Origin of the sequence: Streptomyces sp. McG3, assembly GCF_018619185.1 — a bacterium.
Taxonomy (GTDB): domain Bacteria; phylum Actinomycetota; class Actinomycetes; order Streptomycetales; family Streptomycetaceae; genus Streptomyces.
Genome location: NZ_JAAXYC010000053.1, coordinates 1 through 25,519, shown reverse-complemented (window position 1 = coordinate 25,519; position 25,519 = coordinate 1). Strand labels below are relative to the sequence as shown.

Below are 25,519 nucleotides of genomic sequence, written 5' to 3'. Positions count from 1 at the left end.
GCGGAGGGGAACGGAATTCCATGGGGGCATTGGTCGCACTGTTGGCGGGACTGGGCGGGGCGATCGCGTGGTGCGCGGTGGTGCTGGTCCGGCGCGGGCGTCGCGGGCCCACCGAGAACGCGGACGGGCTGCTGATCGAGCAGGCGGCCCGGCTGCGCGCGCAGCGGATGCGGACCGACGGACGGGCCTTCCGGGACCACCCCCACGGGGAGCCGGGCCCGGGCTCAGGACAGCGGCGTCACTGACCCTCGGGACCCATCGCCGCCAGGGCGCGCAGCAAGGTGTCCGTCTGCTCGTCCATCGGGAAGAACGACTCCACCGCGAGTTCCGAGAGGGTCACGTCGGCGGGGGCGCCGAAGGTGGCGATCGTGCTGAAGAACGCCATGTCGCCGAGCGGCGTGCGGATGCGCAACGGGACGACGATGCCCGTCGGGTCCACCGGCCCGGGGTCGGTGTCGAGGTCCGGCGGGGCCGGGTAGGCGGACACCTCCTCGTACAGCTCCCGCAGATCGCGGTGGCCGGTGGTCCCGGCCTGGTGCCGCAGCCGGCCGAGGGCATGGGCGCGGACCTGGGCGAAGTTCAGGCACTGGGAGGCGAGGCCCTCCGGGTGGAGGATCAGCCGCATCACATTGCCGCCCGACTCCGTCAGGTGCGGCGGCACGGTGCCGAGCAGGAGGGACATCGCGTCGTTGCGGTCGACGATGTTCCACATCCGGTCGATCGCCGCGGCCGGGTACGGCTCGTGGCCGGCCAGCATCGCCCTGACCGCGGACCGCACCATGGCCATCCGCTCGCTGTCGAGCGGCGACTCCCGGTACGCGGGGGCGTAACCGGCCGCCAGCAGAAGGCCGTTGCGGTCCCGCAGCGGGACGTCGAGGTGCTCGGCGAGCCGCAGGACCATCTCCCGGCTCGGCCGGGCACGGCCCGTCTCCACGCAGGAGAGGTGCCGGGTCGAGGAGTCCGCCGCCAGCGCCAGGTCGAGCTGGCTGAGCTTGCGGCGGCGGCGCCACTCCCGGAGCAACAGGCCCACCCGGGGCGGCTCTTCGGTCTCCATGACCCCACCGTATCGGTGGTCCGCCGTCAAGCGTCCATGACCTGGGAGGTCATGGAGTGCGGGCCGCTGCGCGTGGCACGGTGTCACCGACCCCACCGGCCGAAGGAGATCCGAGATGACGTACACCCTCACCCCGTCCGCGACGGTGGCTCCCGCTCGGGACGCCGCCCGGTTCCTCCGCCTGGTGCTGCGCGTCGACAGTGCGAGCACCGCCGTGATGGGCGTCGTGCTCGTCGCGGCGGCCGCGCCGCTCGGCTCCGCGACCGGGATGCCGGTCGCCTTCGCCGTGGCGTTCGGGATCTTCCAGATCGGCGGGGCGGCCTCCCTGGCCCTGATCGCCGGCTATCCGGTGATCCCGCCCGCCCTGGCCAGGACCGTCGTCGCCGTGAACGCCCTGTGCGCGGTCGGGTGCGTGGTGACGGCCTTCGCCGACTTCGTGCCGCTCAACGGCTTCGGGGTGGTGTTCCTGCTGATCGGCGCCGTGATCGTGGCGGTCTACTCCGCGCTCCAGTACACGGGGCTGCGGCGGATGACCGCGGCGTCCTCGTCGCGATAGGGCCGGCCGTCGAACCGCCGTCGCCGCCCGCCCGGCGGACGGCGGTTCCCGGCGCCCGGCGTGGCGTCGCCGGGGCCTCCCCTGCCTTCCCTAGCCTGGCGGAGGGGTACCCGACGGCAGGACAGACGCACCTCATGGCACCACGCACCCACTGGCTCTTCGGGGACCAGCTCGGCCCCCACTTCCTGGACCCCCGCCACGGCGGACCGGACGCACACGCCCCCGTCCTGATGATCGAGGCCCGGTCCGTGCTGCGCAGACGTCGCTTCCACCGGGCCAAGGCCCACCTCGTCCTCTCCGCGATGCGGCACCGGGCGGCCGAACTGGGCGACCGGGTCCGCTACGTGCAGGCCGAGAGTTACGCGGACGGGCTGGCGGAGGCAGGGTTCGGCGGGCGCGGGAACCGCCTGACGGTCTGCCACCCGACCTCCCGCGCCGCGCTGGACTTCGTCACCGCCCGGGACGAGGTCGACGTCCTCGGCGCCCGGGGCTTCCTGCTGACGCGGACGGAGTTCGGGGCGTGGGCCGAGGAGCAGACCGGCGACCGTCTGCGGATGGAGGGCTTCTACCGGTGGGTCCGCCGGCGCCACGAGCTGCTCATGGACGGCGACGAGCCCGCCGGGGGGACGTGGAACCTCGACCACGACAACCGGGAGCCGCCGCCCCGGGGTTGTTCGACCCTGGAGGCGCCCGCTCCGTACAGCCCGGCCGAGGACGAGACCGATGACGAGGTGCGCCACGACCTCGACCGGTGGGAGCGTGACGGGGAGGTCTCGTTCGTCGGCCGCGACGGCCCCCGCCGCTTCCCCGTCACCCGGCGGGAGGCGCTGGCCGCGCTCCGGCGCTTCGTCTCGCACCGGCTCGGCGACTTCGGCCGCTACGAGGACGCGATGCTCGCGGCCGACCCCACGATGAGCCACAGCCTGTTGTCCGTCCCCCTCAACCTGGGCCTCCTGGACCCGGCCGAGTGCGTCGAGCGGGCCGAGAAGGCCTGGCGCTCCGGCGGGGCACCGCTCAACAGCGTCGAGGGCTTCGTGCGCCAGATCGCCGGCTGGCGGGAGTACGTGTGGCAGCTCTACTGGCACTTCGGCGAGGACTACCGGGGCCGCAACGCGCTGCGCCACACCACGCCGCTGCCCGACTGGTTCCTCGACCTGGACGCGGACGCGGTCACCGCGAACTGCCTGTCCACCGCTCTGGCCCAGGTGCGGGACACCGGCTGGACCCATCACATCCCGCGCCTGATGGTGCTGGGCAGCCGTGCTCTGCAGGACGGCTGGGACCCGGCCGCCGTGACCGACTGGTTCCACCGCTGCTTCGTGGACGGCTACGACTGGGTGATGCTCCCCAACGTCGTCGGCATGTCGCAGTACGCGGACGGCGGCCGGATGACGACCAAGCCGTACACCTCCGGCGGCGCCTACATCAACAGGATGAGCGACCTGTGCTCCCCCTGCGCCTACCGCCCCACCGACCGGACCGGCGAACACGCCTGCCCGTACACGGCGGGCTACTGGGCCTTCCTGCACCGCCACCGGACCGCGCTGGGCGCCAACCACCGCATGGCGAGGGCGGTCAAGGGCCTGGACCGGCTGAAGGATCTCGACGGGCTCCTGGAGGAGACCTCGGCACGGGGGGACCGCGCGCCCTGATGGTCGGCCCCGACCGCGGCTTCCGGCTTCCGGCTTCCGGCTCCCGGCTCCCGGCTCCCGGCTCCCGGCGTGAGGATCACGTCCGCCCGTCGGGAAGCACGCCCTCACTCCCCCGCGAAGTCGTCCGGAGCGGACCGGGCGAGGTCGGCGAGGGTCGCGAGGGCCCGGGAGAGGGTCTCCCGCGTGGGTGACGCCAGGCCGAGGCGGACCGCCTGCGGGCCCCGGGGGCGGCCCGCGGCGAACGCCGCGGCCGGGGTCACCGCGATGCCGTGCCGCGCGGCGGCGGCGACGAAGGTGTCGGCGCGCCAGGGGCTGGGCAGCTCCCACCAGCGGTAGTACGAGGAGGGGTCGCTGCGCGTACGGAAGTCCCCGAGGTGCCGGTGGGCGATCTCCTGCCGCGCCCCGGCCTCGCGCTGTTTCGACCGCACGAGGACGTCGGCGGCGCCATCCGTCTGCCACTGGGCCATCGCTTCCAGAGGGAAGCGCATGGGTGTCCAACCACCGGATCGCAGAGCCCCCGCGACCCGGCCGGCCGTCGCGGCGGGGGCCACGGCGAATCCGAGGGTCAGCCCCGGGGACAGGCGTTTGGAGAGGCTGTCGACGACGACGGTCCGCTCGGCGGCCCGCGAGGCGAGGGGCGCCACGTCGTCCCGGAGGAAGGCCCAGACGGCGTCCTCGATCGCGAAGATCCCCGATGTCAGCAGCACGTCGGCCAGGTCGTCGAGCCGCCGCGCGGGCATGGTGAGGGACAAGGGGTTGTGGAGGACCGGCTGTACGTAGACGGCGTGCAGCGGATCCGCGCGGTGCGCCTCCTCCACCGCCTCCGGGATCAGCCCGTCCCCGTCCATGGCCAGGGGCACGAGGGTGACGCCGAGCCGAGCGGCGATGGCCTTCAGCACCGGATAGGTGAACTCCTCGACGCCCAGCCGGGCGCCCGGCCGGGTCAGCGCGGCGACGGCGGCGGAGATGGCCTGCCGGCCGTTGCCCGCGAACAGGATCCGTTCCGGGCCGGGCCGCCACCGCCCGCGCGCGAGGAGACCGGCGGCGGCCTCGCGGGCGGCGGGGGTACCGGCGGGCCCGACCGGGCGGAGGACCGACTCCAGGCGGTCGGAGCGCACCAGCTTCTCCAGGCCGGCGGCGAGCAGCCCGGCCTGTTCGGGGACGACGGGGTGGTTGAGCTCCAGGTCGACCCTGCTGTCGGCGGGCTCGGAGAGGGCCGGGGCGGGAGCGGGAGCGCCGGGCGCCTCCGTGACGAACGTGCCGCGCCCGACCTGGCCGACGGTGAGGCCCCGGCGGGCCAGCTCCTGGTAGACGCGGGCGGCGGTGGAGTCGGCGATGGCGTGGAGCCGGGCGAACTGCCGCTGCGGAGGCAGTCGTTCTCCGCCCTTCAGCCGCCCCGCCGCGATCTCCTCCGCCACCTCGTCGGCAACGGACCGGAAGTCCTTCACGGGCTTCGCCTCCCTGGTGAGCGTTGGGCATCGAATCCCTGGCGAGCGGCATCCAAGCACGACATTGCACCGAGTGCAATACCAGGTATTGAACCGAGAAGGGCGGCAAACCTAGACTCCGATTGCACCGGTCGCGGGGGGCCGGTGCACAGGGTGCCGGACCCGACCGGCACCCCATGAACAGAGTGGCGGGCGAGCATGGTTGAGCTGAGCGGGGTGCTGGGGGTCGCGATGGTCGCCCTGGGCATGGTGCTCACCCCGGGGCCCAACATGATCTATCTCGTCTCCCGGAGCATCACCCAGGGGCGACGCGCGGGAGTGGTCTCCCTGGGCGGTGTGGCCGTGGGCTTCCTGGTCTATCTGCTGGCCACGAATCTCGGACTGTCGGTGGTCTTCCTCGCGGTGCCCGAGCTGTACGTGGCCGTGAAGCTGGCCGGCGCCGCCTACCTCGCCTATCTGGCCTGGAACGCCCTGAGGCCCGGGGGGCTGTCCGTCTTCACCCCCGAGGAGCTGCCGCACGACTCCTCGCGCAAGCTGTTCACGATGGGCCTGACGACGAATCTGCTCAACCCGAAGATCGCCATCATGTACCTCTCCCTCATCCCGCAGTTCATCAGCCTGGAGGCGGGAAACGTCCTGCTCCAGGGCTTTCTGCTGGGCTCCGTCCAGATCGCGGTGGCCCTCACCGTCAATCTGGGCATCGTCCTGGCGGCGGGAGCCATCGCCGTCTTCCTCGCCCGCCGTCCCTCCTGGCTCCGCGCTCAGCGCTACCTGATGGGCACGGCGTTGGGCCTGCTCGCCGTGTCGGTGGCGACGGACACCTCGGCACCGGCCAGAGCATGATCAGAGCATGATGAGCAGGCGCGTATCGGCCTTGAGCTTCCTGTTCACCGAACGGCTCTGCACATAGACCTCCAGCTTGGGGTTGTTGCCGGCCTTCACCGAGACGGTCCCCCGGACTCCGGCGCCGAACAGGAGGTTGCGCGCCGCCTCGCCCGTGTAGGCGCGGTCGGTGTCCTTCTCGACCACGATGACCTCCTTGTCGGGCTGCACCTGCACCCGGGTGCCCAACTGGTAGTAGCAGGAGCCGCGTTCGTAGGTGACGCCCGGATGCGAGTCGACGAAGGCGCGGATCTCCATCTCCTTGTCGACCTTCAGCAGCCGGTACTTGTCGGCCGCGACCGGTTCGAGGTTGGCCCGGACGTCGTCGACCGATATGTCCTGGCCGACGGCGAACAGGTTCTTCGTGCCGCGCACGCCCTGCTCGCGACCGCGCAGGAAGCTGGTGGCGGCGGCGCGCACGGTGCCGATCGCGTCCTCGACGCCCTTCTGGGAGTCCGCGTCCCAGATGGCGATGTTGCCGGCCGGGAAGCCGTAGTTCTGGGCGGTGCGCTTCGCCAGGGAGTTCGGAACGAGGATCGCGGAGGTCCAGTGCCCCGGCAGGCCGTTCATCTTCGCGGTGATCCGGTCGAGCCAGGGGCCGAGGATGGTCATGTCGCCGTCGTGCCGACGGTCGCCACCGGAGGCGTTCTCCTCACCGTCCGTCACCACGATCTGGAGGAAGCTGTGCTCGCCGTACTCCTCCCAGATGTGTCCCAGGTCGTCCAGGGACTTCAGCGAGGCCTCGATGAGGGCGGTGGCGCCGTTGTTGACCTTGTACAGCCCCCGCATGGAGGGAAGATGCTTCACGTCCATGTCCCAGACCAGGTTCTCCACCCGGTGGTCGAAGGAGTAGAGACTGATCCGCGTCTCATGGCCGAGGCTGTCCGACTCGGCCTTCAGCCCCGCCACGAACTCGTCCACGACGCGGATGAGCTGACTCTGGTGCTGGTACATGGAACCCGAGGCGTCCACGACCAGAGCGACGTGATTCACCTTGTGCTGGATCCTGTTGGCGGACATGCTTCTGCTCCTTCGTCCGGTGCTCCCCGGTGCTCCCCCGAGTGATGCTTCGACTCTATGGGGAGGCACTGACAACGCCCTTCGGCCGACGGTCATCCGCCCCGGGGCCCGCGAACCCGGGCGGGCGAGGGCCCTCGCCGGAGAGGCCGGGGCCGGCGCCGATGGCGCCGACCCCGGCCGGGGGGTAAGCAGCGGGTCAGTACTCGGTGGTGACGGTGGCCCCGCTGAAGGCGGCCGCCGCGTGGAGGCTGATGAAGTTGGCGCCGGACGGCGGGTTGCTGATGGTCAGGGTGTGGGAGTTGCCGGCGCCGGTGGCCCGGTTGGTGTGGGCGCCCGTGGTGGCCCAGTTGGCGTTGCTGTAGTAGAGGTCGGCGTTGCCGGTGCCGCCGCTGACGGTGATCTTCAGCGTCTTGGTGCCGGCCGGAATGTTCAGGTAGTGGTAGGCGTAGTTGCCGGTGGTGGCGGAGAGGTTGGCGCGGCGGCAGTTCTTGCCCAGCACGCGGGTGTCGGGGTCGGTGCACTCGCCGACGGTGGGGCCGCCGGCCACGGTGACCGTCCGGGTGGTGGTGGCCGCGGCGCCCTTGTCGTCGGTCACGGTCAGCCGGACGGTGTAGCTGCCCGCGGCGCTGTAGGTCTTGGCGGGGCTGCTCTGGGTGGAGGTGGTGCCGTCGCCGAAGTCCCAGGCACGGGAGGCGATGGTGCCGTCGGCGTCGGTGGAGCGGTCGGTGAGGGTGACCGTCAGATCCTTGACCGCGGCGGTGAAGTCGGCGGTGGGGGCCCGGTTGCCCGGCTGGCCGCCGCCACCGCAGTCACCGGCGGCACACGCCGCCAGCCAGGTCTTCCAGTCGCTGTCGTAGCGGGTGCCGACGGTGCTGGTGAGGTAGGTGCGGGCGGCACTCCACTCGCCGGCGCGGTAGTGGGCGAGCACCTTGTCCAGGTCGGCGGGGTGCTTCTCCAGCATGTACCGCACGGCGAGGTAGCCCCAGCGGTAGACCCGGGTGGTGTCGTGGCTGTAGTCGGTGCTGAACAGGGTGGACAGGGCGTAGGTGCCCTTGCCCGCCTCGGTCATCGCCGCCGTGTAGGGCTCCTGGCGGTAGTGGTAGGAGATGTACTCGGCGAAGCCCTCGACCCACCAGATGGTGGGCGTGGTCATGTTGGCGGCGAAGTCGCCGTACATGGTGAAGCGGCCGTCGAGGTAGTGGGTGTACTCGTGGTTGAGGTTCCAGATGTGGAAGTCCGGTCGCAGCCACTCGGCCTCGTAGGCGATGAACCGGGGCTGGTTGCCCACGACGGAGGGGTCGCCCTCCAGGTACATGCCGCCGTTGTTGGTGTCGATCCCGTACATCGCGCCGGCGTAGGTCTGGTAGTCGGCGCTGGAGTCGTAGGCGATCACCTCGATGGCGGTGTTGTTGTCGTCGGCGACCGGGCCGTTGTCCTTGGCGATCCGGTGGAAGTAGGCGTCCTGCTCGATGAGGCTGGTACAGCTGGCGCTCAGCTCGGCGGACGTCATCTGCTGGGCCAGGATGCGGATGCTGGGGCTGCAGGTGTGCCGGACCGGCAGGACCTCGCGCTTGAGGCGCTCCTGGAGGTCGCAGACGCCGTACGTCGCGCAGTTCGCCTTGTCGTAGTAGTCGGCCATCTCCGCTATGCCCACCCAGAGCGGGGCGGTGGGGCCGGTGATGGAGGTGTCCCGGAGCAGGGCGGTGGCCAGCGGGCGGACCTTGCTCCGCAGGCTGGTGTGCTGGAGGAAGCGGCCCAGCTCACGTCCGGCGTTGGAGGTCAGGTACGCCTGGTCGCCCTCCAGCAGGGAGAGGTGGTCGGCGGCGAAGCGGTGCAGCGAGTCGATGAGGCTCGGGTCCGACTCGACGGCGCTGACGAACGCGGGCACCTGGTGGCCCCGGAAGGTCACCGTGTACACGTTGTTGACCGCGGCGAGCATCCGTGAGGACGCGTTCCAGGTGGAGTCGTAGTCCGCCAGCATCCGCTTGACGACGGAGATGTACCGGGCGTTCTCCTGGGCGCTGTCGATCAGGATGACCGCCTCGGAGAGCGTCTCGCCGTTGGCGTCGGTGACGTCGCGCGACCGGGGGCCGGCGAAGAACGCGTCGAGGCCCGAGCGGATGGCGGTCCCCAGGGCGGGGCCGTACGGTCCGACGACGTCCGGGTTGTACCACTGCACGTAGTACCCGGCGCGGAGGTACAGCACGAGCTGCGGGGTGCCGGTGCTCGCGTCCCCGGGGTAGTAGGCGGCGTTGTCGCGCAGCGCGTAGGCCACCGACGTCATCTGCGCCTCACGGAAGGCCAGTTGGGCACTGTTGCCGGTGAGGCTGAACAGGGTGTTCACACAGTCCGTGGTGGACGCCTTGATGAAGCGCACCAGTTCACTTCCGGTGCGTCCGGTGAAGTCGGCCGGGTCGCACGCGGCGGCCGCCTTCGCCGAGGACTTCTTGCCCGCGCCCCGGTCGAACGGGACGTCGTGCTCGCCGTAGGCCTCCTTGAGGGGGGACTTGTCGGCGCTCAGCGGGGGGAGCTGGGACGCCTTCAACCGGTCCTCGGCCCGGTGGCCGGTGTCCGAGGTGGGGGACTGCCGCGCCTGCGGCGCGGGGTCGGCCGACCCGGCGGGGCGGGACGGCTGGGACGCGTTCGATGCCGTGGCGGCCGAAGGGGAGTTCGGCTGCGCCTGGGCCGGCTGCGTGAGCAGCGCGACGCCCATCGCCCCGGCCAGAGCCAGGGGCAGAACGGCACCCACACCTCGGCGGACGAGTGTGGTTCTCACGTTGTTTCCTCCCATGAGGGATCGGAGGCACGCGCATGCGTGACCGATGGGATGTACGGGGCGTGGGCCAGGGGGTGTTGTCGTGCCGTGCTGTCGGCCGGACGGAATGGGGCCCATATCCAGAGTTGACATGCCCACGCCCTGTGACATGTACAATGGCACAGGTCACACATCACAGGGAAGGCCCGCACCCGAATCGGCTACGACTTTCCGGTGAACGGCGCCCAGCAGGGAGGGGTGGCCGGTGCGGAAGAGGCGGCCCGGGTGCGTCTCGGGCCGCCGTGGGCCTCCGGGCCTCTCAGCCCGTCTCGGGAAAGTGACAGGCCGCCTTACGCGCACCGGAGCCCACGACCTGGAGCAGCGGCCGCTCGGTACGGCACACGGCCTGCGCCTTGGGACAGCGCGGATGGAAGCCGCAGCCGCTGGGCGGCGAGGCCGGGCTCGGCGGGTCGCCGAGCAGGAGGATCCGCTCCCGGCGGCGCTCCGCCGCCGGGTCGGGCAGCGGGACCGCCGAGAGCAGCGCCCGGGTGTAGGGGTGCGCCGGCCTCGCGTACACCTCGTGCTTGTCGCCGATCTCGACGATGCGGCCCAGATACATCACCGCCACCCGGTCGCACACCCGTTTCACGACGGACAGGTCGTGGGCGATGAAGAGGAACGACAGTCCCAGTTCCTCTCCCAGACGCTCCATCAGGTTGACGACCTGGGCCTGTACGGACACGTCGAGCGCGGAGACCGGCTCGTCGGCGACGATCAGGCGGGGGCCGGTCGCCAGGGCGCGGGCGATGCCGATGCGCTGGGCCTGGCCGCCGGAGAACTGGTACGGGTGCCGGTCCAGGTGTCCGGAGCCCAGCCCCACCAGGTCGAGCAGTTCGGCGGCCCGGTCCCGGGCCGCCCGGACCGTGGCCCCCTGCACGAGCAGGGGTTCGGAGATGATCCTGGCCACGGTCTGCCGGGGGTTCAGGGAGGCGTGGGGGTCCTGGAAGATGATCTGGAGGTGCTGCCGGACCGGCCGGAGCTCGCGCTGGGACAGATGCGTGATGTCGCGGCCCCCGAATTCGACGGCCCCCGCGGTGGGTTCCAGCAGCCGGACCAGCATCCGGCCCGTGGTGGACTTGCCGCAGCCGGACTCTCCGACCAGCCCCAGGGTCTCCCCCTCGGCCAGCTCCAGATCGACGCCGTCCACCGCGCGAACCGGGGCGGCTGCGCGGCCCAGGACGCGGCGGCCGGGGAACGTCTTCACCAGACCGCGTACGGACAGCAGGGGCGCGGCGTCACCCCTCGCGGAACTCGCATCCGGGAAAGGGGACTTGGAGAGAGTGGGTTTCATCGGGCCTCCTCGGCCGGTACGGGGGCCCCGCCGGGCGGACCGGGGTGCGGGGCGGTCGGGGCGGCCGAAAGAGGCAGGTGGCAGGCGACCAGCCGGCCACCGCCGGGCACTCCCGCAAAACGGGGGCTCTCCCCCGCGCAGCGGGCCCGCTCCGGGGCGGTGGCGGCGGCCGCCCGGGGGCAGCGCGGTGCGAAGGGGCAGCCGGGTCTCGGCTCGGCGGGTGACGGCGGGGAGCCGGGGATCGCGCGCAGCGGTGCGTCGTCCGGGTCGTCCAGTCGGGGCAGGGAGTCGAGCAGGCCCCGGGTGTAGGGGTGTGCCGGGCTGTGGAACAGCTCGTCCACCGGGGCCTGTTCGGCGCCGCGCCCGCCGTACATGACGAGCACCTCGTGGGCGACGCGGGCCACCACGCCCAGGTCGTGGGTGATCATCAGGACGCCGAGTCCGCGTTCCTGCTGGAGCCGGGCGATCAGTTCGAGGATCTGTGCCTGGACGGTGACGTCGAGCGCGGTGGTCGGTTCGTCGGCGACGAGGAGCTCGGGTTCGCAGGCGAGGGCCATGGCGATCATGGCGCGCTGGCGCATGCCGCCGGAGAACTGGTGCGCGTACTCCCGCGCCCGGCGGGCCGGTTCGGGGATGCCGACCTCACCGAGCATCTCCACGGCCCTTCTGCGGGCGACGCGCCGGCCGCTGCCGAAGTGGTGGCGGTGAGCCTCCGCGATCTGTTCGCCGACGGTGTACGCGGGGTGCAGCGCGGACAGCGGGTCCTGGAAGACCATGGCCATCCGGCGGCCGCGCAGCCGGCCGAAGCGGCGGTCGGTCAGGCCGAGGAGCTCCTGTCCGGCGAGGGTGATCGATCCGCTGACCCGGGCCCGGCGGTGCAGGCCCATCACGGCGAGGGAGGTGACCGATTTACCGGAGCCGGATTCGCCGACCAGCCCCAGGGTGCGGCCGGCCTCCACGGTGAAGGAGACCCCGTCGACGGCCTGGACGGTTCCGGCGGGGGTGTCGAAGGCGACCCGCAGGTCGTGGACGCGCAGCAGGGGGTGGTCCGGTTCGGTGGTGGGCGGCACGTCAGGTCCTCACCCTCGGGTCGACGACGGCGTACAGGAGGTCGATGACGACGTTCGCCGCCACGATGAAGAAGGCGGCGAGCAGGGTGACGCCGAGCACGACGGGCTGGTCGGAGCGTTGCAGGGCGTCGTAGAAGAGCCTGCCGACGCCGGGGATGCCGAAGATGGACTCGGTGATGACCGCTCCGGCCAGCAGGGCGCCGAGGTCCATGCCGAAGAGCGTGAGGACCGGCGTCATCGCGGACCGCAGTCCGTGTTTGACCACGACGGTCCGGGCGGGCAGCCCCTTGGCCCGGGCGGTCCTGATGTACGGCTGCGCCATCGTCTCGATCATCGAACTGCGGCTCTGGCGGGCGTACATGGCGGCGTAGAGCAGGGCCAGGGCGATCCAGGGCAGCAGCAGGTTGGCCGCCCAGGCGAGGGGGTCGTCGGTGAGCGGGACGTAGGCGGGGTAGGGCAGCAGCCCGGTCAGCCTGACCAGGCCGTACAGGAGCATCACCGCGGTGAAGTAGACGGGCAGGGAGGCGGTGGCCACCGCGCCGACCATCAGGGTGCGGTCGAGCAGCCCGCCCTTGCGCAGGGCGGCGGTCACCCCGGCGCTCAGCCCGAGGACCAGCCACAGGCAGGCGGCGCCGAAGGCCAGGGAGACGGAGACGGGCAGGCGGTCCATCAGCAGGTCCCACACCGGCAGGGCGTTCTCGTAGGAGTAGCCGAGGCAGGGGAAGCCGCACCGCAGCGCGTGGGGGCCGCTGCCCAGCTCGCGGCCGGCGAAGATCCCGACGAGGTAGTCGCCGAACTGTCGCCAGACGGGCTGGTCGAGCCCCATGAAGTGGCGTACTTCCGCGAGGCGTTCGGGGCTGCACGTCTTGCCGCAGGCCGCCGATGCGGGGTCGGCGGGGAGCAGGTAGAAGATCACGAAGGTGACGGCGCAGATGGCGAGCAGGACGCCGGCCACGCCGAGGAGTCTGCGGACCAGGTAGGCGGTCACGGGCGTCCTCCCTGAGGGTCGAGGATGTCGCGCAGCGCGTCGCCGAGGACCGTGAAGGCGAGGACGGCGACGAAGAGGAAGACGCTGGGGACGATGAAGTACATGGGGTCCGTCTCGTAGTAGGCGACGGCCTCGGCGATCATCTGGCCCCAGGAGGGGGTGGGCGGGCGCACGCCCACCCCGAGGAAGCTGAGCGCCGCCTCCGTGCTGATCATTCCGGGGATCAGCAGCGTGGTGTACGCGATGACGGGTCCGGAGATGTTGGGCAGCACCTGCCGGGTGAGGATGCGCCAGGGCCCGCTGCCGCAGGCGCGGGCGGCCTCGACGAACTCGCGGTGGCGCAGGGAGAGCGTCTCGGCGCGGACCACGCGGGCGATGCCGGGCCAGCCGAAGACGCCGATGACGACGGTCATCAGCACGACCCGGTTGACGTCCTGGGCCACCGACATCATCGCGATCATGAAGATGAGCGAGGGGAAGGACATGGTGAGGTCCATCAGCCGGCTCAGTACGGTGTCGACGCGGCCGCCGAAGTAGCCGGCGGCGATGCCCGCGGCGGTGCCGGTCACGACGACGATCGCGGTGGCGGCGAAGGCGATCAGCAGGGACACCTGCGCGCCGTGGACGACGCGGGCGAACAGGTCGCGGCCGGTGACCGGTTCGACGCCGAGCCAGTGTTCGGCGCTGATGCCGCCGAGGGCGCCGTGGGGCAGGCCGCCGAGGTAGGGGTCGATGGCGTCGGCGTCGAAGGCGGTGGGCGACCAGCCGCCCAGCCGGCTGAGCAGGGGCGCGGTGAGGGCGACCAGGATCAGCAGGGCGGCGGCGATCAGGGCGGTCCGGCTGCCCCGGTCCCCCCACAGGCGGCGCCAGGGGGCGTCGGGCAGGGCGGGCGAGCCGGGTCCGCCGGCTGCCGGGGCGTCGCCCGGTCCGGTGGCCGGGGTGATGACGATGCTCATGGGAATGGGTCCTCGTCCCCTCAGCCCCTGCTTCGGGACGGGTCCTTGAGACCGATCACGGCGAAGTCGAACTGGCCGGTCCAGGAGGGGTGTCCGAAGGCTCCGGCGATGTTGTCGCCGACGAGCAGCGGCTTGCGCTCCCAGAGCAGGGGGACGGCCGGGGAGGTGCGCTAGATCTCCCCGTCGAGCGCGGTCCACGCCTGGTTGGCGGCGGTCGCGTCGGACATCGCGGCGATCTCGTCCATGCGGCGCTCGACGGCCTTGTCGCGGAACTGGGAGACGTTGCCCTGGTTGCCCTTGGGCTTGATGGTGCGGCCGTCGAAGACGAACGGCAGGAAGGTGGCGGCGGACGGGTAGTCCGGGCACCAGCCGCTGATGGCCATGTCGGGGGCGTTGGCGGTGTCGCCGATGGTGTCGTAGTAGACCGAGGGGTCGACGGTCTCGATCCGCAGCCGTATGCCGACCCGGGCCAGGCTCTGCTGGAGCGCCTCGGCGCGGGTCTTGTCCCCGGTGGACACGGTGATCGTGGTGTCGAAGCCGTCGGCCCTGCCCGCCTCGGCGAGCAGCTTCTCGGCCTTCTTCACATCACCGGCGGCCGGCCCGCCGTGGACCGGGGCGGCGGCCCGGCCGCCCGTGAGGGACGGTGGCAGATAGGCGGTGGCGACGTCGTTGAGGGCCGGGCCGCCGTTGGCGGTCACCTGGGCCTCCTTGTCGACGGCGTACTGCATCGCCTGACGGAGCTTCGGGTCGTCGAACGGCGCCCGGGAGGTGTTCAGCGCGAGCATGTCCGTACAGCCGGTGCGCTCGGCGGAGAGCCGCTGCCGGATCTCCGGCTTCGGCAGGACCTTGGCGACGCTGGAGGGCTGGAGGTCGGACCACTCGACCGCGGAGGCGTCGACGCCCGCGCTCTCGATGATCCGGTCGTCGATCTGGCCGCCCTTGAGTCCCTGGATCACGACGATGCGGTCGGGGTAGGCCTTGCGCACCGGGTCGGTCGCCGCGTCCCAGTGGGTGTTGCGGACCAGCACCAGCTTCTTGCCGCGTGCGTAGCTCTCGATGCGGTACGGGCCGGAGGAGAAGGGCCGCAGGTCGTACTGGACGCCCTTCTCGCGGGACTCGGGCACGGGCGAGAAGGTGGGCAGCGTGACCGTGTAGGAGAACTCGGCGACGGGCCTGCGCAGCGAGAAGACGACGGTCCGGTCGTCGGGGGTACGGATCGAGTCGAGGTGCTCGCCGTCCAGCGGGCCGGCGTACCCCTCGGTGCCGGCCAGATAGCGCTGGGCGTAGTCGGGTCCGCCGGCGAGGTCGGGGGCGAAGGACCGCTCGACGTTGTACTTGATGTCGCGGGCCCGGATCGGGGTGCCGTCCTCGTAGACGAGGCCGGGCTTGAGGGTGAAGGTCCAGGTGCGGCCGCCGTCGGAGGATCTGCCGAGGTCGGTCGCCAGGTCGGGGACGATCTCGCTGCCCTTCTTCCCGGGCTCCGCACGGAAGGTGGTCAGGGTGCGGTAGATCAGCCGGGTGCCGAAGTCCATCGTCGGCATGACCCAGTTGCGGGCCGGGTCCAGGTGGGCGAAGTCCTGGTTGGACAGCACGGTCAGGGTGCCGCCCCGCTTCGGCGTGCCGCCGATGACGGTGCCGGTCGCCACACCGGGCTGTCGCCTGTCCGGGTCGCGGTCGTCACCTCCCTGCGTGGTGCAGGCGCCCAGCAGGGCCAGGGCGAGCGAGGTGCTCAGGGATGCGGACAGCATCCGGGTGCGTCGGGACATGGGTGCACTCCTCGTACGGGGAAGGGTCGCGGCAGAAGCGGGATCGGGCCGGAGGACGGAGGCGATACGGGCCGGAGGACGAACGCGGGAACAGGCCGGGAGGAGAGGGACGGCCCGGAGGGGCCCGGTGATCCGGGCGGCCGAGCGGTCCGGAGGGCGACTGCTTGCGGAACGCGAAGCGGAGCGGGCCGGAAAGTACGTCCGCATCCGTGTGGTGTGACCCGTAACATAGTAATGTGAAATTGCACAACCAAGGAGTGTGTCATCCCGTTACCGAAACGTGTCCCCGCGACGCGGGCCGCCCAGCGGCCCGAAAGCGCTGCGGACGCAGGGGCTGACGAACACTCACCCGCCCGCCGCTACAGCATCCTCCACCCACCCTCGAAGACCCTCGAAGGAGACCCATGACCGCGGAGTCCCCGGCCCAGGTACACACCGGCAGCCACGATCTGCCCGTCCCGGCCGCCCTGGACGCCTTCATGGCGGCCGACTGGGCACGGTCCCCCCTGCCCGCCGGAGCGCAGGTCCCCGGCCGCGCCCTGCTGCCGGACCGTCTGGAGCGGCTGTCGGCCCGCTTCCCGGGCGAGCGGCTCGTCATACCCGCCGGGACGCTCAAGGTCCGCTCGAACGACACCGACCACCGCTTCCGGCCGCACAGCGCCTACGCCTGGCTGACCGGACTGACCGGCGAGGAGCAGCCCGACCACGTCCTGGTCCTCGAACCGTCCGGACCCGAGGGGCACGAGGCGGTGCTCCACGTCCGCCCCCGCTCCTCCCGCAACACCAGCGACTTCTACCGCGACCGCCGCTACGGCGAGTTCTGGGTCGGCCGCCGCCCCGACCTGGACGAGACGGCGGCGCTGACCGGGCTGCGCTGCGCCCACCTCGACGACCTGGCGAAGCTCCTCACCGGCCCGCAGCCACCGACCCGTCTGCTCGCCGGCGTCGACGCCCGGGTGGACGGCCTGCTGGCCCCCCGGTCCCACACCCCGGCGGGGGACGCCGAGCTGGACGCCGCGCTCGCCGAACTCCGGCTGCGGAAGGACGCCTGGGAGGTCGGCCAGCTCCAACTGGCCGTCGACCACACCACAGCGGGCTTCGAGGACGCCGCACGCGCTCTGCCCGACGCCCTGCGCCACCCCCGGGGCGAGCGCTGGATCGAGGGCGTGTTCCAGTTGCGCGCCCGGAGCGAGGGCAACGGCACGGGGTACGAGACCATCGCGGCGGCGGGCGCGCACGCCTGCGTCCTGCACTGGATCCGCAACGACGGACCGCTCGACCCGTCCCAACTGCTCCTGCTCGACGCGGGGGTGGAGACCGACACCCTCTACACCGCCGACATCACCCGCACCCTCCCGCTGTCGGGCCGCTTCTCACCGGCCCAGCGCGACGTCTACGAACTGGTGCTGGCCGCACAGGAGGCCGCCATCGGCGTCCTGCGCCCCGGGGCCCGGTTCCGGGACTTCCACCGCGAGGCCATGCGGGTCATCGCCGAGGGACTGCACGCGTGGGGCATCCTGCCGGTTTCGCCCGAGGAGGCGCTCGCCGACGACAGCGGCCTGTACCGCCGCTACACCCTGTGCAGCAGCGGGCACATGCTCGGCATCGACGTGCACGACTGCGCGCGGGCCCGGGCGGAGACCTATCTCGACGGCGTACTGGAGGAGGGGCACGTCCTCACCGTAGAGCCCGGGCTCTACCTCCAGCCGGACGACGAGACGCTGCCGCCCGAGCTGCGCGGCATGGGTGTGCGGATCGAGGACGACCTGGTGATCACCGCGGACGGGGCGAGGCTGCTCTCCGGCGCGCTGCCCCGTACGGTCGACGGCGTCGAGGAGTGGATGGCGCGCCTCCTGGACAGCTGACAGCGCTGAGCTCGACAGCACTGACCTTCGACCGATGAGGCACCGCGCAACGTGACATTGTATAGTGCGGTGCCACATCATTGAAGGGGAACGCATGAGTGAGCTGAAGTCCCGCAAACTCATCTCGGTGCAGGAGCATCTGCGCGACCAGGTGGCCAACGCCCTGCGTGCCGCGCTGATCGCGGGGGAGCTCCAGCCGGGCGTGATCTACTCGGCGCCCACGCTCGCCGCCGAGTACGGCGTCTCCGCCACGCCGGTGCGCGAGGCCATGCTGGATCTGGCCCGCGAGGGCTTGGTCGAGGCGGTGCGCAACAAGGGCTTCCGCGTCACCGAACTCTCCGAGCGCGACCTGGACGAGTACACCGAGATCCGCGCCCTCATCGAGATCCCCACCATCGGCCGCGTGACCCGCACCGCCTCCCGTGAGCAGTTGGAGGCGGTGCGCCCGGTGGCCGAGGAGATCGTGACCGCCGCGCAGAGCGGCGACCTGATCGCCTACCTGGAGTCGGACCGCCGCTTCCATCTCGACCTGCTCGCCCTCGCCGGGAACGCCCGCCTGGTGGAGACCGTGGCCGACCTGCGCAAGCGCTCGCGGCTCTACGGGCTCACCGACCTGTCCCAGGAGGGATCGTTGGTGGGCTCGGCGCGGGAGCACACCGCGCTCCTGGACATCATGATCGCGGGGGACGCGGAGGGGGCCGAGGAGCACATGCGCCGCCATCTCGCACACGTGCGGACCCTGTGGGCGGACCGGAGGCTGGAAGCCGAACGCACCGCCCCGTCCCGCAGACTCGGCGCACGCTGACGCGAAGTGCGTGCGGGCCGACGCGTGTCGGCGCCGAAGTCGGCTCGAAGCGGCGCGCGTCGGGACCGGAGTCCGCGCGGGGCGGTATGTCGTGACACCGAAGTCCGTGCGGGGCGGAGCGCGTTGGCGTAGCGGCTCGCCAGGGGTACGGATGCGGTCCGGGGCCGGCGGACACTCAGCTCCGCTGCCCCGGCGTGCCCTCCTTCCGCTCCTCGCGCTCCTTGCGCCGGTGGGCCGCGACGGCGACCACCAGGTCCTGCCAGCCCATCCCGCACGTCTTCACGACCAGCGGCCGGCCGGCCGGGACGTCCCCCCATGAGCCGTTCAGGTCCGCCAGGGTCACGAGGCCGTCCGGGGCCAGCGCGCCCTCGTGGATCGCCATGATGACGTCGCCCGCCTCGCGGAGGGCGGTCGCGCGGCTCTCCACCAGGACGGTGGCACGGCCCATCAGCACGCTGTCGAGCTCCCGCGCGTCCGGTTCGTGCGAGCCGACCGCCAGCACCACCGCGCCGTCGCGCACCAGCCGCCCGTCGACCACCGGTTCGCGCGCGGACGTCGCGGTGACGACGACGTCCGCGCGCCGCACAGCGGCCGCCGCTCCCCCGCCGTCCGCCGCCAGGCGCCGGTCCGCCCAGCCGGGCACGGGCCCCCCGCGCCGGGTGACGACCGTGACGTCGGCCACCGGAGCATGCGCTCGTACGGCGGCGACATGGCCCTCCGCCTGGGGGCCCGCGCCGAAGACCACCAGGCGCAGCCCTCCACCCCCGTCGGCCAGCGCGCGCAGCCGGTCCAGACCGGCCGCGACCGAGACGGCGGGGGTGCGCAGGGTCGTCAGCGCCACCCCGTCCAGCAGGGCCACCGGTGTCAGGGTCGCGCTGTCGTGCAGCAGATACGTGGCGTTGATCCTCCGCATTCCGCGCGCGGCGTTGCCGGGCGCGACGGTGGCGACCTTCACTCCGTACCGGCCGCCGTGCTCGGAGGGCATGAGCAGCCCCTGCCCGTGGGCCAGCGGTACGACCGTCCGCGGTACGTCGCCTTCCGGATCGAGCCCCCCGGCCAGCGCCTCCCGGATCGCGGCGACGGCGCCGGCCGGACCGAGCGCGAACACGTCCGCGGCGTCGAGCGTCACCGTCATCGCAGCACGAACCCGGGTACGAGGGTGTCGTCGGGATCGACGGTGAAGCGGCTCGTTCCGGTGGCGTACGCGGTTCCCGTCACGGCCGGGACGACCGCGGGGCGGCCGTGGACCGTGGTGGACCGCTCGATCCGGGCGCGGAATACGGAGCCCACCACCGACTCGTGCCTCAGCTCGTCGCCGAGGCGCAGTTCCCCGGCGTCGGCGAGGAGTGCCACCCGGGCCGCGGTGCCCGAGCCGCACGGCGAGCGGTCGACCTGGCCGTCCGCGAACACCGTGACATTGCGGTGGTGCAGCAGCCAGGTGCCGTCGGGCCGTTCGACCGGGGCGCCGGCCTCCTCGGTGAACACGGTCCCGTAGACGCCGGACAGCCGGGCGTCCTCGGGGTGTTCGGCGGCGTGGGAGGCGTTCAGCGCGTCGCGGATCTCGCGGCCTGCCGCGACGAGCGCGGTGACGTCCCGCGGCCGGACCCGCAGGCCGAGCCGGTACGCCGGGAGCACCGCGTACATGGCGCCGCCGTAGGCGATGTCGACGGTGACGGTGCCCTGCGAGGTGGCCACCTCGACACCGCGCGCGTGGACATGGCCGGGGACGTTGACGAACGTCACGTCCGCGACCCGGCCGCCGGCCGTGCGCACGCTCGCCGTGACGCGGCCGGAGGGGACGTCGATGACGACGTCCGTCGTGCCGTCGGCCGGCGCCGGGACCAGGCCGGTGGCGACCGCCCAGGCGCCGAGGGCGATCGTGCCGTGCCCGCAGGCCGTGGAGAAGCCGTCCTTGTGCCAGAAGAGGGCGCCGAGGTGGGCCCCGGCGTCGTCGGCCGGCACCAGGAAGGCCCCGTACATGTCGGCGTGGCCGCGCGGTTCGCCGCACAGCAGGGCCCGGGTCCACTGCACCCCGGCGTCGGCCATGGCGGCCGTCCGGCGCTCGGCGACGGTGAGCCCGTGCCCGGTCACGGCCGGCGGGGATACGGGCACGATGCGGAACGGTTCGCCCCCGGTGTGCCAGTCGACCGTGTCGATCGGCGCGGTGTACGGAGGTGCCGTGTCGATCGGCCCGGTGTACGTAAGTGCCGTGTCGATCGGCGCGGTGTACGTAGGTGCCGTGTCGGTCGGCACGGTGTTCGCCGTTCCGGTCGGCCCGGTGTACGGATCGGCGGTCATACGGTGAATCCCGTCGGATAGGGGTCCGTGGGGTCGAGCAGGTACTGCGCGGTCCCGGTGATCCAGGCGCGGCCGGTGACGGACGGCAGGACGGCGGGCCTGCCGCCGACCGTGGTCTCCGCCAGGATCCGGCCCGTGAAGCGGGAGCCGATGAAGGACTCGTTGACGAAGTCCTGCCCGGTCCTCAGCTGTCCCCGCGCGTGCAGTTGGGCCATCCGGGCACTGGTTCCCGTCCCGCAGGGCGAGCGGTCGAACCAGCCGGGGTGGATGGCCATGGCGTGCCGCGAGTGCTCGGCGGTCGAGCCGGGCGCCTCCAGATAGACGTGGTGGCAGACGTCGATCGCGGGGTTCTCCGGATGGACCACCGGGTTCCGCTCGTTGATCGCCCCCATGACGGCCAGACCCGCGTCGAGCAGCCGCCCCTTCTCCGCCCGGTCGAAGGGGATGCCGAGGTCCTCGGTGCGCACGATGGCGTAGAAGTTGCCGCCGTACGCCATGTCGTAGCGGACCGGGCCGAAGCCCTCGACCTCGACGACCTGGTCCAGCGCGTGGCTGTAGGAGGCGACGTTCTCCAGGGTGACGGACTCGGCGCGGCCGTCGCGCACGGCGACCCGGGCCGTGACGAGGCCGGCGGGGGTGTCGAGGCGGATGAGGGTCTCCGGTTCGACCGCCTCGACCATGCCCGTCTCCACGAGGACCGTCGCCACGCCGATGGTGCCGTGGCCGCACATGGGCAGACAGCCGGAGACCTCGATGAACAGCACGCCGAAGTCGGCGTCCGGCCGGGTCGGGGGCTGGAGGATCGCTCCGGACATGGCCCCGTGCCCGCGCGGCTCGCACATGAGCAGGGTGCGCAGTCCGTCGCGCTCCCCCAGGAACCGCTGCCGTCGCTCGGCCATCGTCGCGCCCGGCAGGACCCCCACCCCGCCGGTGACGACCCGGGTCGGCATGCCCTCGGTGTGCGAGTCGACCGCGTGGTAACAGACCGTGGAACGCACGTCAGTTCACCCCGGCGTCGATGAGGGCCTGGGTGGCCGCGCGGACGACGGCCTCGGTCTCCGGGTCCAGGGTCTGCCGGGGCGGACGGCAGATGCCGCCGGTCCGGCCGATCATGTCCTGGCCGAGCTTGATCGCCTGGACGAACTCGGTCCTGCTGTCCCAGCGCAGTACGGAGTGGAGCTGCCGGTAGAGGGGGAGCGCGGTGTCGAGGTCGCCGGCCAGCGAGGCGTTGTAGAGGTCGAGGCAGGCGCGCGGGAAGACCTGGGGGTAGCCGGCGACCCAGCCCTTGGCGCCGGCGACGCCGACTTCCAGGACGGTGTCGTCGGTGCCGATGATCAGGTCGAGTCCGGGGGCGAGTTCGTTGATGGCGTAGCAGCGGCGGACGTCGCCGGAGAACTCCTTCACGCCCACGATGAACCCTTCGGCGTGCAGCTTGGCCAGCAGCTCCGGGCGCAGGTCGACCTTGGTGTCGATGGGGTTGTTGTAGGCGGTGACGGGGAGTCCGGCGGAGGCGACCATCGCGTAGTGCTCCAGGACGGCACGGTCGTCGGCCCGGTAGGCGTTGGGCGGCAGGCACATGACGGCCTGGCAGCCGGCGTCCTTGGCGAACCGCGCGTGCCGCCTCGCCTCGATCGCGCCGTACGCTCCGACGCCCGGCATCACGGTGAAGCCCTCGGGGGCGTTCGCGACGGCGGTCTCCACGACGCGGTCGCGCTCTTCGTACGTCAGGGTCTGGTATTCGCCCAGCGAGCCGTTCGGGGCGACGCCGTGCAGGCCTTGTTCGGCGAGCCAGGCGACGTTGTCCCCGTAGGCGCCGTGGTCGACGGCGAGGTCCGGGCCGAACGGGAGGCTCGTCGCGACGATGACGCCGTGCCAGGGCATGCGGGTGGGCAGGGAGGTGCGGTCCAGGTCCATGGGAACTCCTCAGATGTGGTCGGAAGCGGGCTCGACGGAATCGGCGAGCGCACCGAGGGTGACGGGGGTCGCGATCAGCCGCTCGGCGGGGGCGTACGGCTGGTCGCGGGCGGAGACGAGGCAGTGGACGGCCGGACCGCACATGCGGCCCTGGCACCAGCCCATGCCGGCTCTGGTCAGCTGTTTGACCTGCCGGTGGTCGGCTGCCGCCTCGTCGGCGCGGGCGGACCGGACCGCCCCCGCGGTGACCTCTTCGCACCGGCAGACCGGTGTGTCGTCGGTCAGCCACGCGGGCCAGGCCGGGGGCAGGGGGTGTGCCTGTGCCATCGCCCGGGCGAAGGCGCGGTGCCGGGCCACCGCCCGGTGCTCCGCGGCCGGGCGGCGGATGCCGGGCCGGCCGGGGGCGGCGAGGTCGGTGAGCACCGAGACGGCGGCGAGGCGACCCTCGCTCACCGCGAGCGCGGCCCCGCCCACACCGCAGGTCTCGCCCGCCGTGTACAGCCCGGGCACCGTGGTGCGCTGTCCGTCGTCGACGGCGGCGGCCATGGTGCCGTCGCCCGCGTCGGCGAGGTCGCAGCCGAGCGGGAGGAGCAGGTCGAGCTGGGGGACGAAGCCCCAGCCGACGCCCACGGTGTCGGCCTCGATCCGGCGCCCGGTGCCCGGGAGCGGGCGCCCGTCGGCGTCCAGGGAGGCGGTGCGCACGACGGCGACCCGCCCCCGCGCTCCTTCCGCGCCGATGATCGCGGTGCGGGTGCGGACCGGGACGCGGTGCCGGGCGAGGGTGCCCGCGTACCGGGCGCCCTCGGCCCACTTGGCGGGGTTGCGGAGCAGGGCCGCGGGGTGGCGCAGCCAGGCCGAGGGCGCCGCCGCCTCGCACACGGCGACGACCTCCGCCCCGCGTGCGGCGAGGGCGGCGGCGACCGGCAGCAGGAAGGGGCCCGTGCCGCCGAGGACCACCCGGCGGCCGGCGACGACTCCCCCGCCCTTGAGCAGCGACTGGAGCCCGCCGGCGGTGAGCACACCGGGCAGGTCCCAGCCGGGGAACGGGAGTTGGCGGTCGTAGGCGCCGGTCGCCACCAGCAGGGCCGGTGCGCGCAGCACGACGGCCCGCTCCTCGGGCGCCCGTCCGCGGTCCACGGCGTGGACGGTGAAGCCGTCCTCGTCGCGGGCCGTGGTCCACACATGGTGGTTCAGCAGCAGCGTGAGCCGTCCGGTGCGCTCATGGGCGGAGAGGGTGGCGCACAGCGCCCGGTAGGTGCTCAGCCCGTGGTGCAGATCGGCGGTCGGAAGGGCCTCCCGCGCGAAGAGCGGGGGGTGGCGCCAGAACTGGCCGCCCGGGGCGGCGCCCGAATCGACGAGAACGACCCGCAGCCCGCCGTCCAGGGCGGTGGCGGTGGCTGCCATGCCGGCCGGGCCCGCGCCCACCACCACGAGGTCACGGGGCTCACTCGGCGCCACGGGGTCACGGGGCTCACCCGTCATCCCGAGGTCACGGGGCTCACCCGTCATCCCGGTGTCGCGGGGCTCACTCATCGTCGGCCTCCCCGGTCGTGACGGCCATGTCCGCGCGGGCCTGCACCAGGCAGGCGCGCTGCCCGCCCGTTCCGTCGACGGTCACCAGGCAGTCGTAACAGACGCCGATCCCGCAGAAGATCCCCCGGGGCCGTCCACCGTCCCGGGTGGTCCGCCAGGCGACCCGGCCCGAGGCGACGAGCGCGGCGGCCAGGGTCTGTCCCGGTACGAACGGCAACGGTTCGCCGTCCACCGTGAACGCGTTCACTGCGGTCACTTGGGCACACCTCCGGGGGTGAGGAATCGGTCGGGCAGGAGGCCGGTGTGGGCGGCCGGATCGGCGCCGCGCCACGGGCGGCCGAGGAGCTGGGCGGTGACCAGGGCGCCGGTCCCGGGGGCGAGGCCGATCCCGGCGCCCTCGTGGCCGCACGCGTGGACGACGCCGGGGACGCGGGGGTCGGGGCCGATGACCGGCAGATGATCCGGGCAGTACGGCCGGAAGCCGCGGTAGGCGCGGATCAGGTGGACGCCGCGCAGGAACGGGAAGAGGCGGCAGGCCTGGGCGGCGAGCGTGGCCACCACGGACGGGTTCATCGAGGTGTCGAAGCCGACGCGTTCGCGGCTGGCGCCGATCAGGATCGTGCCCGCGCGGGTGCCCTCGACGACGCACGAAGTCTCCAGACCCTCGTCGCTGGAGGCGACGTTGGCCACGTAGTCGGCGGAGTAGACCTTGTGCCGGATCATCGGCGGCAGCGGCTCGGTGACGAGGACGAAGCCCCGGCGGGGCAGGATCTCGACCGGCGCGCCGAGGCGGCGGCCGACCTCGCCGCCCCAGGTGCCCGCGGCATTGACCACGGCATCGGCGGGCAGCAACGTGCCGTCGGCGGTGCGCACTCCGGTGATCCTGCCGTCGGCCCCGGTGACCGCGGCCGCGGCCTCGCCGGTGTGCGTCCGGGCCCCGTGCCGGACCGCGGCACGCAGCAGTGCGGCCGCCGCGAGAACGGGCTGCACCTGGGCGTCCTGCGGGTAGTGGACGCCGCCGGAGAGGCCGGGCGCGCTATGGGGTTCGAGGTCGCGGACGCGTTCGACGGCCTCGGTGCGGACGCCGGACGCCTCCTGGCGCGCGGCGAACGCGTGCAGGGCGGTGAGGGCGTCGGGTGTGCTCGCGACGACGAGGCCGCCCTTGGTCTCGAACTCGACGGTCTCCGGTCCGAGTTCCTCGCCGGCCTCGTCCCAGAGGTCACGGCTGAGCCGGGCCAGCTCCAGTTCGGGGCCGGGCTCCTTGTCGGAGAGGAGGATGTTGCCCTCCCCCCGGCTGGTCGTGCCCGCGCCGACGGGACCACGGTCGAGGACCGTGACGTCGAGCCCCGCCGCGGCGGCGTGGAACGCGCACGCGGCGCCCACGATGCCCGCTCCGACGACGACGACTTTCATGGCCGCTCCTTAGTGCAATGTCACATGCCATTGCTTAGGCTATACATCCGGACGACCCGAGGACAACGCCACCGCCCCGGTGACTTTCACCCGGGCACCCACGACGGCGCGCCGCCCACCGGCGCGCACAGGGAGACGCATCGCTGTGAACCCGACCGGAAACCCATCCCTGCCCGGGGACCCGCCCCCGAAC

At 72.7% G+C, this 25,519-nt stretch carries 21 protein-coding genes and 1 pseudogene; 6 read left to right on the top strand and 16 right to left on the bottom strand.

Going from position 1 to position 25,519, the window contains the following annotated elements:
- Positions 1 to 20: 20 nt before the first annotated feature.
- The gene (locus tag HET64_RS12035; RefSeq protein ID WP_215104689.1) at positions 21 to 245 is read left to right on the top strand and encodes a hypothetical protein; all 225 of its coding nucleotides are present in this window, start codon (positions 21 to 23) and stop codon (positions 243 to 245) included.
- Here the strand turns inward: HET64_RS12035 and HET64_RS12030 are convergent.
- Complete coding sequence (locus HET64_RS12030) at positions 239 to 1,054, bottom strand: helix-turn-helix transcriptional regulator (protein WP_215104687.1); 816 nt, start codon at positions 1,052 to 1,054, stop codon at positions 239 to 241. The genes HET64_RS12035 and HET64_RS12030 overlap by 7 nt on opposite strands.
- A gap of 115 nt (positions 1,055 to 1,169) precedes the next feature.
- On the opposite strand from HET64_RS12030, the gene HET64_RS12025 reads away from it, so the two are divergent.
- Positions 1,170 to 1,610 carry a hypothetical protein gene (locus tag HET64_RS12025; RefSeq protein ID WP_215104685.1) on the top strand — a complete coding sequence of 147 codons (441 nt, stop codon included), beginning with the start codon at positions 1,170 to 1,172 and terminating at the stop codon, positions 1,608 to 1,610.
- Positions 1,611 to 1,744: 134 nt separating this feature from the next.
- Positions 1,745 to 3,262, top strand: a complete 1,518-nt coding sequence (locus tag HET64_RS12020; protein WP_215104683.1) for a cryptochrome/photolyase family protein — start codon at positions 1,745 to 1,747, stop codon at positions 3,260 to 3,262.
- 104 nt (positions 3,263 to 3,366) lie between these two features.
- Here the strand turns inward: HET64_RS12020 and HET64_RS12015 are convergent, their stop codons facing one another.
- On the bottom strand, positions 3,367 to 4,710 hold the full coding sequence (locus HET64_RS12015) for a PLP-dependent aminotransferase family protein (protein ID WP_215104681.1): 1,344 nt from the start codon (positions 4,708 to 4,710) through the stop codon (positions 3,367 to 3,369).
- Positions 4,711 to 4,908: 198 nt separating this feature from the next.
- Between HET64_RS12015 and HET64_RS12010 the strand changes: the two genes are divergently transcribed.
- Positions 4,909 to 5,553, top strand: coding sequence for a LysE family translocator (locus HET64_RS12010; RefSeq protein WP_215104679.1), 645 nt, complete (start codon positions 4,909 to 4,911; stop codon positions 5,551 to 5,553).
- Here HET64_RS12010 and HET64_RS12005 read toward each other — a convergent pair whose 3' ends face one another.
- The 7 genes and pseudogenes from HET64_RS12005 to HET64_RS11975 all read right to left on the bottom strand — a co-directional run bounded on the left by HET64_RS12005 (position 5,554) and on the right by HET64_RS11975 (position 15,498).
- Positions 5,554 to 6,612: a vWA domain-containing protein gene (locus tag HET64_RS12005; RefSeq protein WP_097869783.1), complete on the bottom strand. Its 1,059-nt coding sequence runs from the start codon at positions 6,610 to 6,612 to the stop codon at positions 5,554 to 5,556.
- Between the two features lie 196 nt (positions 6,613 to 6,808).
- Positions 6,809 to 9,388, bottom strand: a complete 2,580-nt coding sequence (locus tag HET64_RS12000; protein WP_374105555.1) for a collagenase — start codon at positions 9,386 to 9,388, stop codon at positions 6,809 to 6,811.
- 298 nt (positions 9,389 to 9,686) lie between these two features.
- Positions 9,687 to 10,718, bottom strand: coding sequence for an ABC transporter ATP-binding protein (locus tag HET64_RS11995; protein WP_251145196.1), 1,032 nt, complete (start codon positions 10,716 to 10,718; stop codon positions 9,687 to 9,689).
- Positions 10,715 to 11,788, bottom strand: a complete 1,074-nt coding sequence (locus HET64_RS11990) for an ABC transporter ATP-binding protein (protein WP_215104677.1) — start codon at positions 11,786 to 11,788, stop codon at positions 10,715 to 10,717. The genes HET64_RS11995 and HET64_RS11990 overlap by 4 nt, the downstream gene beginning before the upstream one ends.
- Position 11,789: 1 nt before the next feature.
- Positions 11,790 to 12,776: an ABC transporter permease gene (locus HET64_RS11985; RefSeq protein ID WP_215104675.1), complete on the bottom strand. Its 987-nt coding sequence runs from the start codon at positions 12,774 to 12,776 to the stop codon at positions 11,790 to 11,792.
- The gene (locus tag HET64_RS11980; protein WP_215104673.1) at positions 12,773 to 13,732 is read right to left on the bottom strand and encodes an ABC transporter permease; all 960 of its coding nucleotides are present in this window, start codon (positions 13,730 to 13,732) and stop codon (positions 12,773 to 12,775) included. Before HET64_RS11980 ends, HET64_RS11985 begins: the two co-directional genes overlap by 4 nt.
- 20 nt (positions 13,733 to 13,752) lie before the next feature.
- Positions 13,753 to 15,498: pseudogene (locus HET64_RS11975) on the bottom strand (ABC transporter substrate-binding protein).
- A 404-nt stretch (positions 15,499 to 15,902) separates the two neighbouring features.
- Here HET64_RS11975 and HET64_RS11970 point away from each other — a divergent pair.
- Together HET64_RS11970 and HET64_RS11965 are read left to right on the top strand one after the other, a co-directional pair.
- Positions 15,903 to 17,363: an aminopeptidase P family protein gene (locus HET64_RS11970; protein ID WP_215104671.1), complete on the top strand. Its 1,461-nt coding sequence runs from the start codon at positions 15,903 to 15,905 to the stop codon at positions 17,361 to 17,363.
- A 94-nt stretch (positions 17,364 to 17,457) separates the two neighbouring features.
- Positions 17,458 to 18,168, top strand: a complete 711-nt coding sequence (locus HET64_RS11965) for a GntR family transcriptional regulator (protein WP_215104669.1) — start codon at positions 17,458 to 17,460, stop codon at positions 18,166 to 18,168.
- Positions 18,169 to 18,343: 175 nt separating this feature from the next.
- Here HET64_RS11965 and HET64_RS11960 read toward each other — a convergent pair whose 3' ends face one another.
- From HET64_RS11960 to HET64_RS11930, 7 genes are read right to left on the bottom strand one after another with little or no spacing between them, the layout of a single operon-like run.
- Complete coding sequence (locus tag HET64_RS11960) at positions 18,344 to 19,303, bottom strand: ornithine cyclodeaminase family protein (RefSeq protein WP_215104667.1); 960 nt, start codon at positions 19,301 to 19,303, stop codon at positions 18,344 to 18,346.
- Positions 19,300 to 20,466 (bottom strand): proline racemase family protein, encoded by a 1,167-nt coding sequence (locus HET64_RS11955; RefSeq protein ID WP_251145195.1) that lies wholly within the window; start codon positions 20,464 to 20,466, stop codon positions 19,300 to 19,302. The genes HET64_RS11960 and HET64_RS11955 overlap by 4 nt, the downstream gene beginning before the upstream one ends.
- Entirely contained in the window at positions 20,463 to 21,464 is a 1,002-nt protein-coding gene (locus tag HET64_RS11950) for a proline racemase family protein (protein ID WP_215104665.1), read from the bottom strand. The genes HET64_RS11955 and HET64_RS11950 overlap by 4 nt, the downstream gene beginning before the upstream one ends.
- A gap of 1 nt (position 21,465) precedes the next feature.
- Positions 21,466 to 22,380 (bottom strand): dihydrodipicolinate synthase family protein, encoded by a 915-nt coding sequence (locus HET64_RS11945; protein WP_215104663.1) that lies wholly within the window; start codon positions 22,378 to 22,380, stop codon positions 21,466 to 21,468.
- Positions 22,381 to 22,389: 9 nt separating this feature from the next.
- A complete protein-coding gene (locus tag HET64_RS11940; protein ID WP_215104712.1) occupies positions 22,390 to 23,862 on the bottom strand; it encodes an NAD(P)/FAD-dependent oxidoreductase in 1,473 nt (490 codons plus the stop codon).
- 43 nt (positions 23,863 to 23,905) lie between these two features.
- Positions 23,906 to 24,160 (bottom strand): (2Fe-2S)-binding protein, encoded by a 255-nt coding sequence (locus HET64_RS11935; RefSeq protein ID WP_215104710.1) that lies wholly within the window; start codon positions 24,158 to 24,160, stop codon positions 23,906 to 23,908.
- A 5-nt stretch (positions 24,161 to 24,165) separates the two neighbouring features.
- Positions 24,166 to 25,326, bottom strand: coding sequence for an FAD-binding oxidoreductase (locus tag HET64_RS11930; protein ID WP_215104661.1), 1,161 nt, complete (start codon positions 25,324 to 25,326; stop codon positions 24,166 to 24,168).
- Between the last annotated feature and the right edge of the window lie 193 nt (positions 25,327 to 25,519).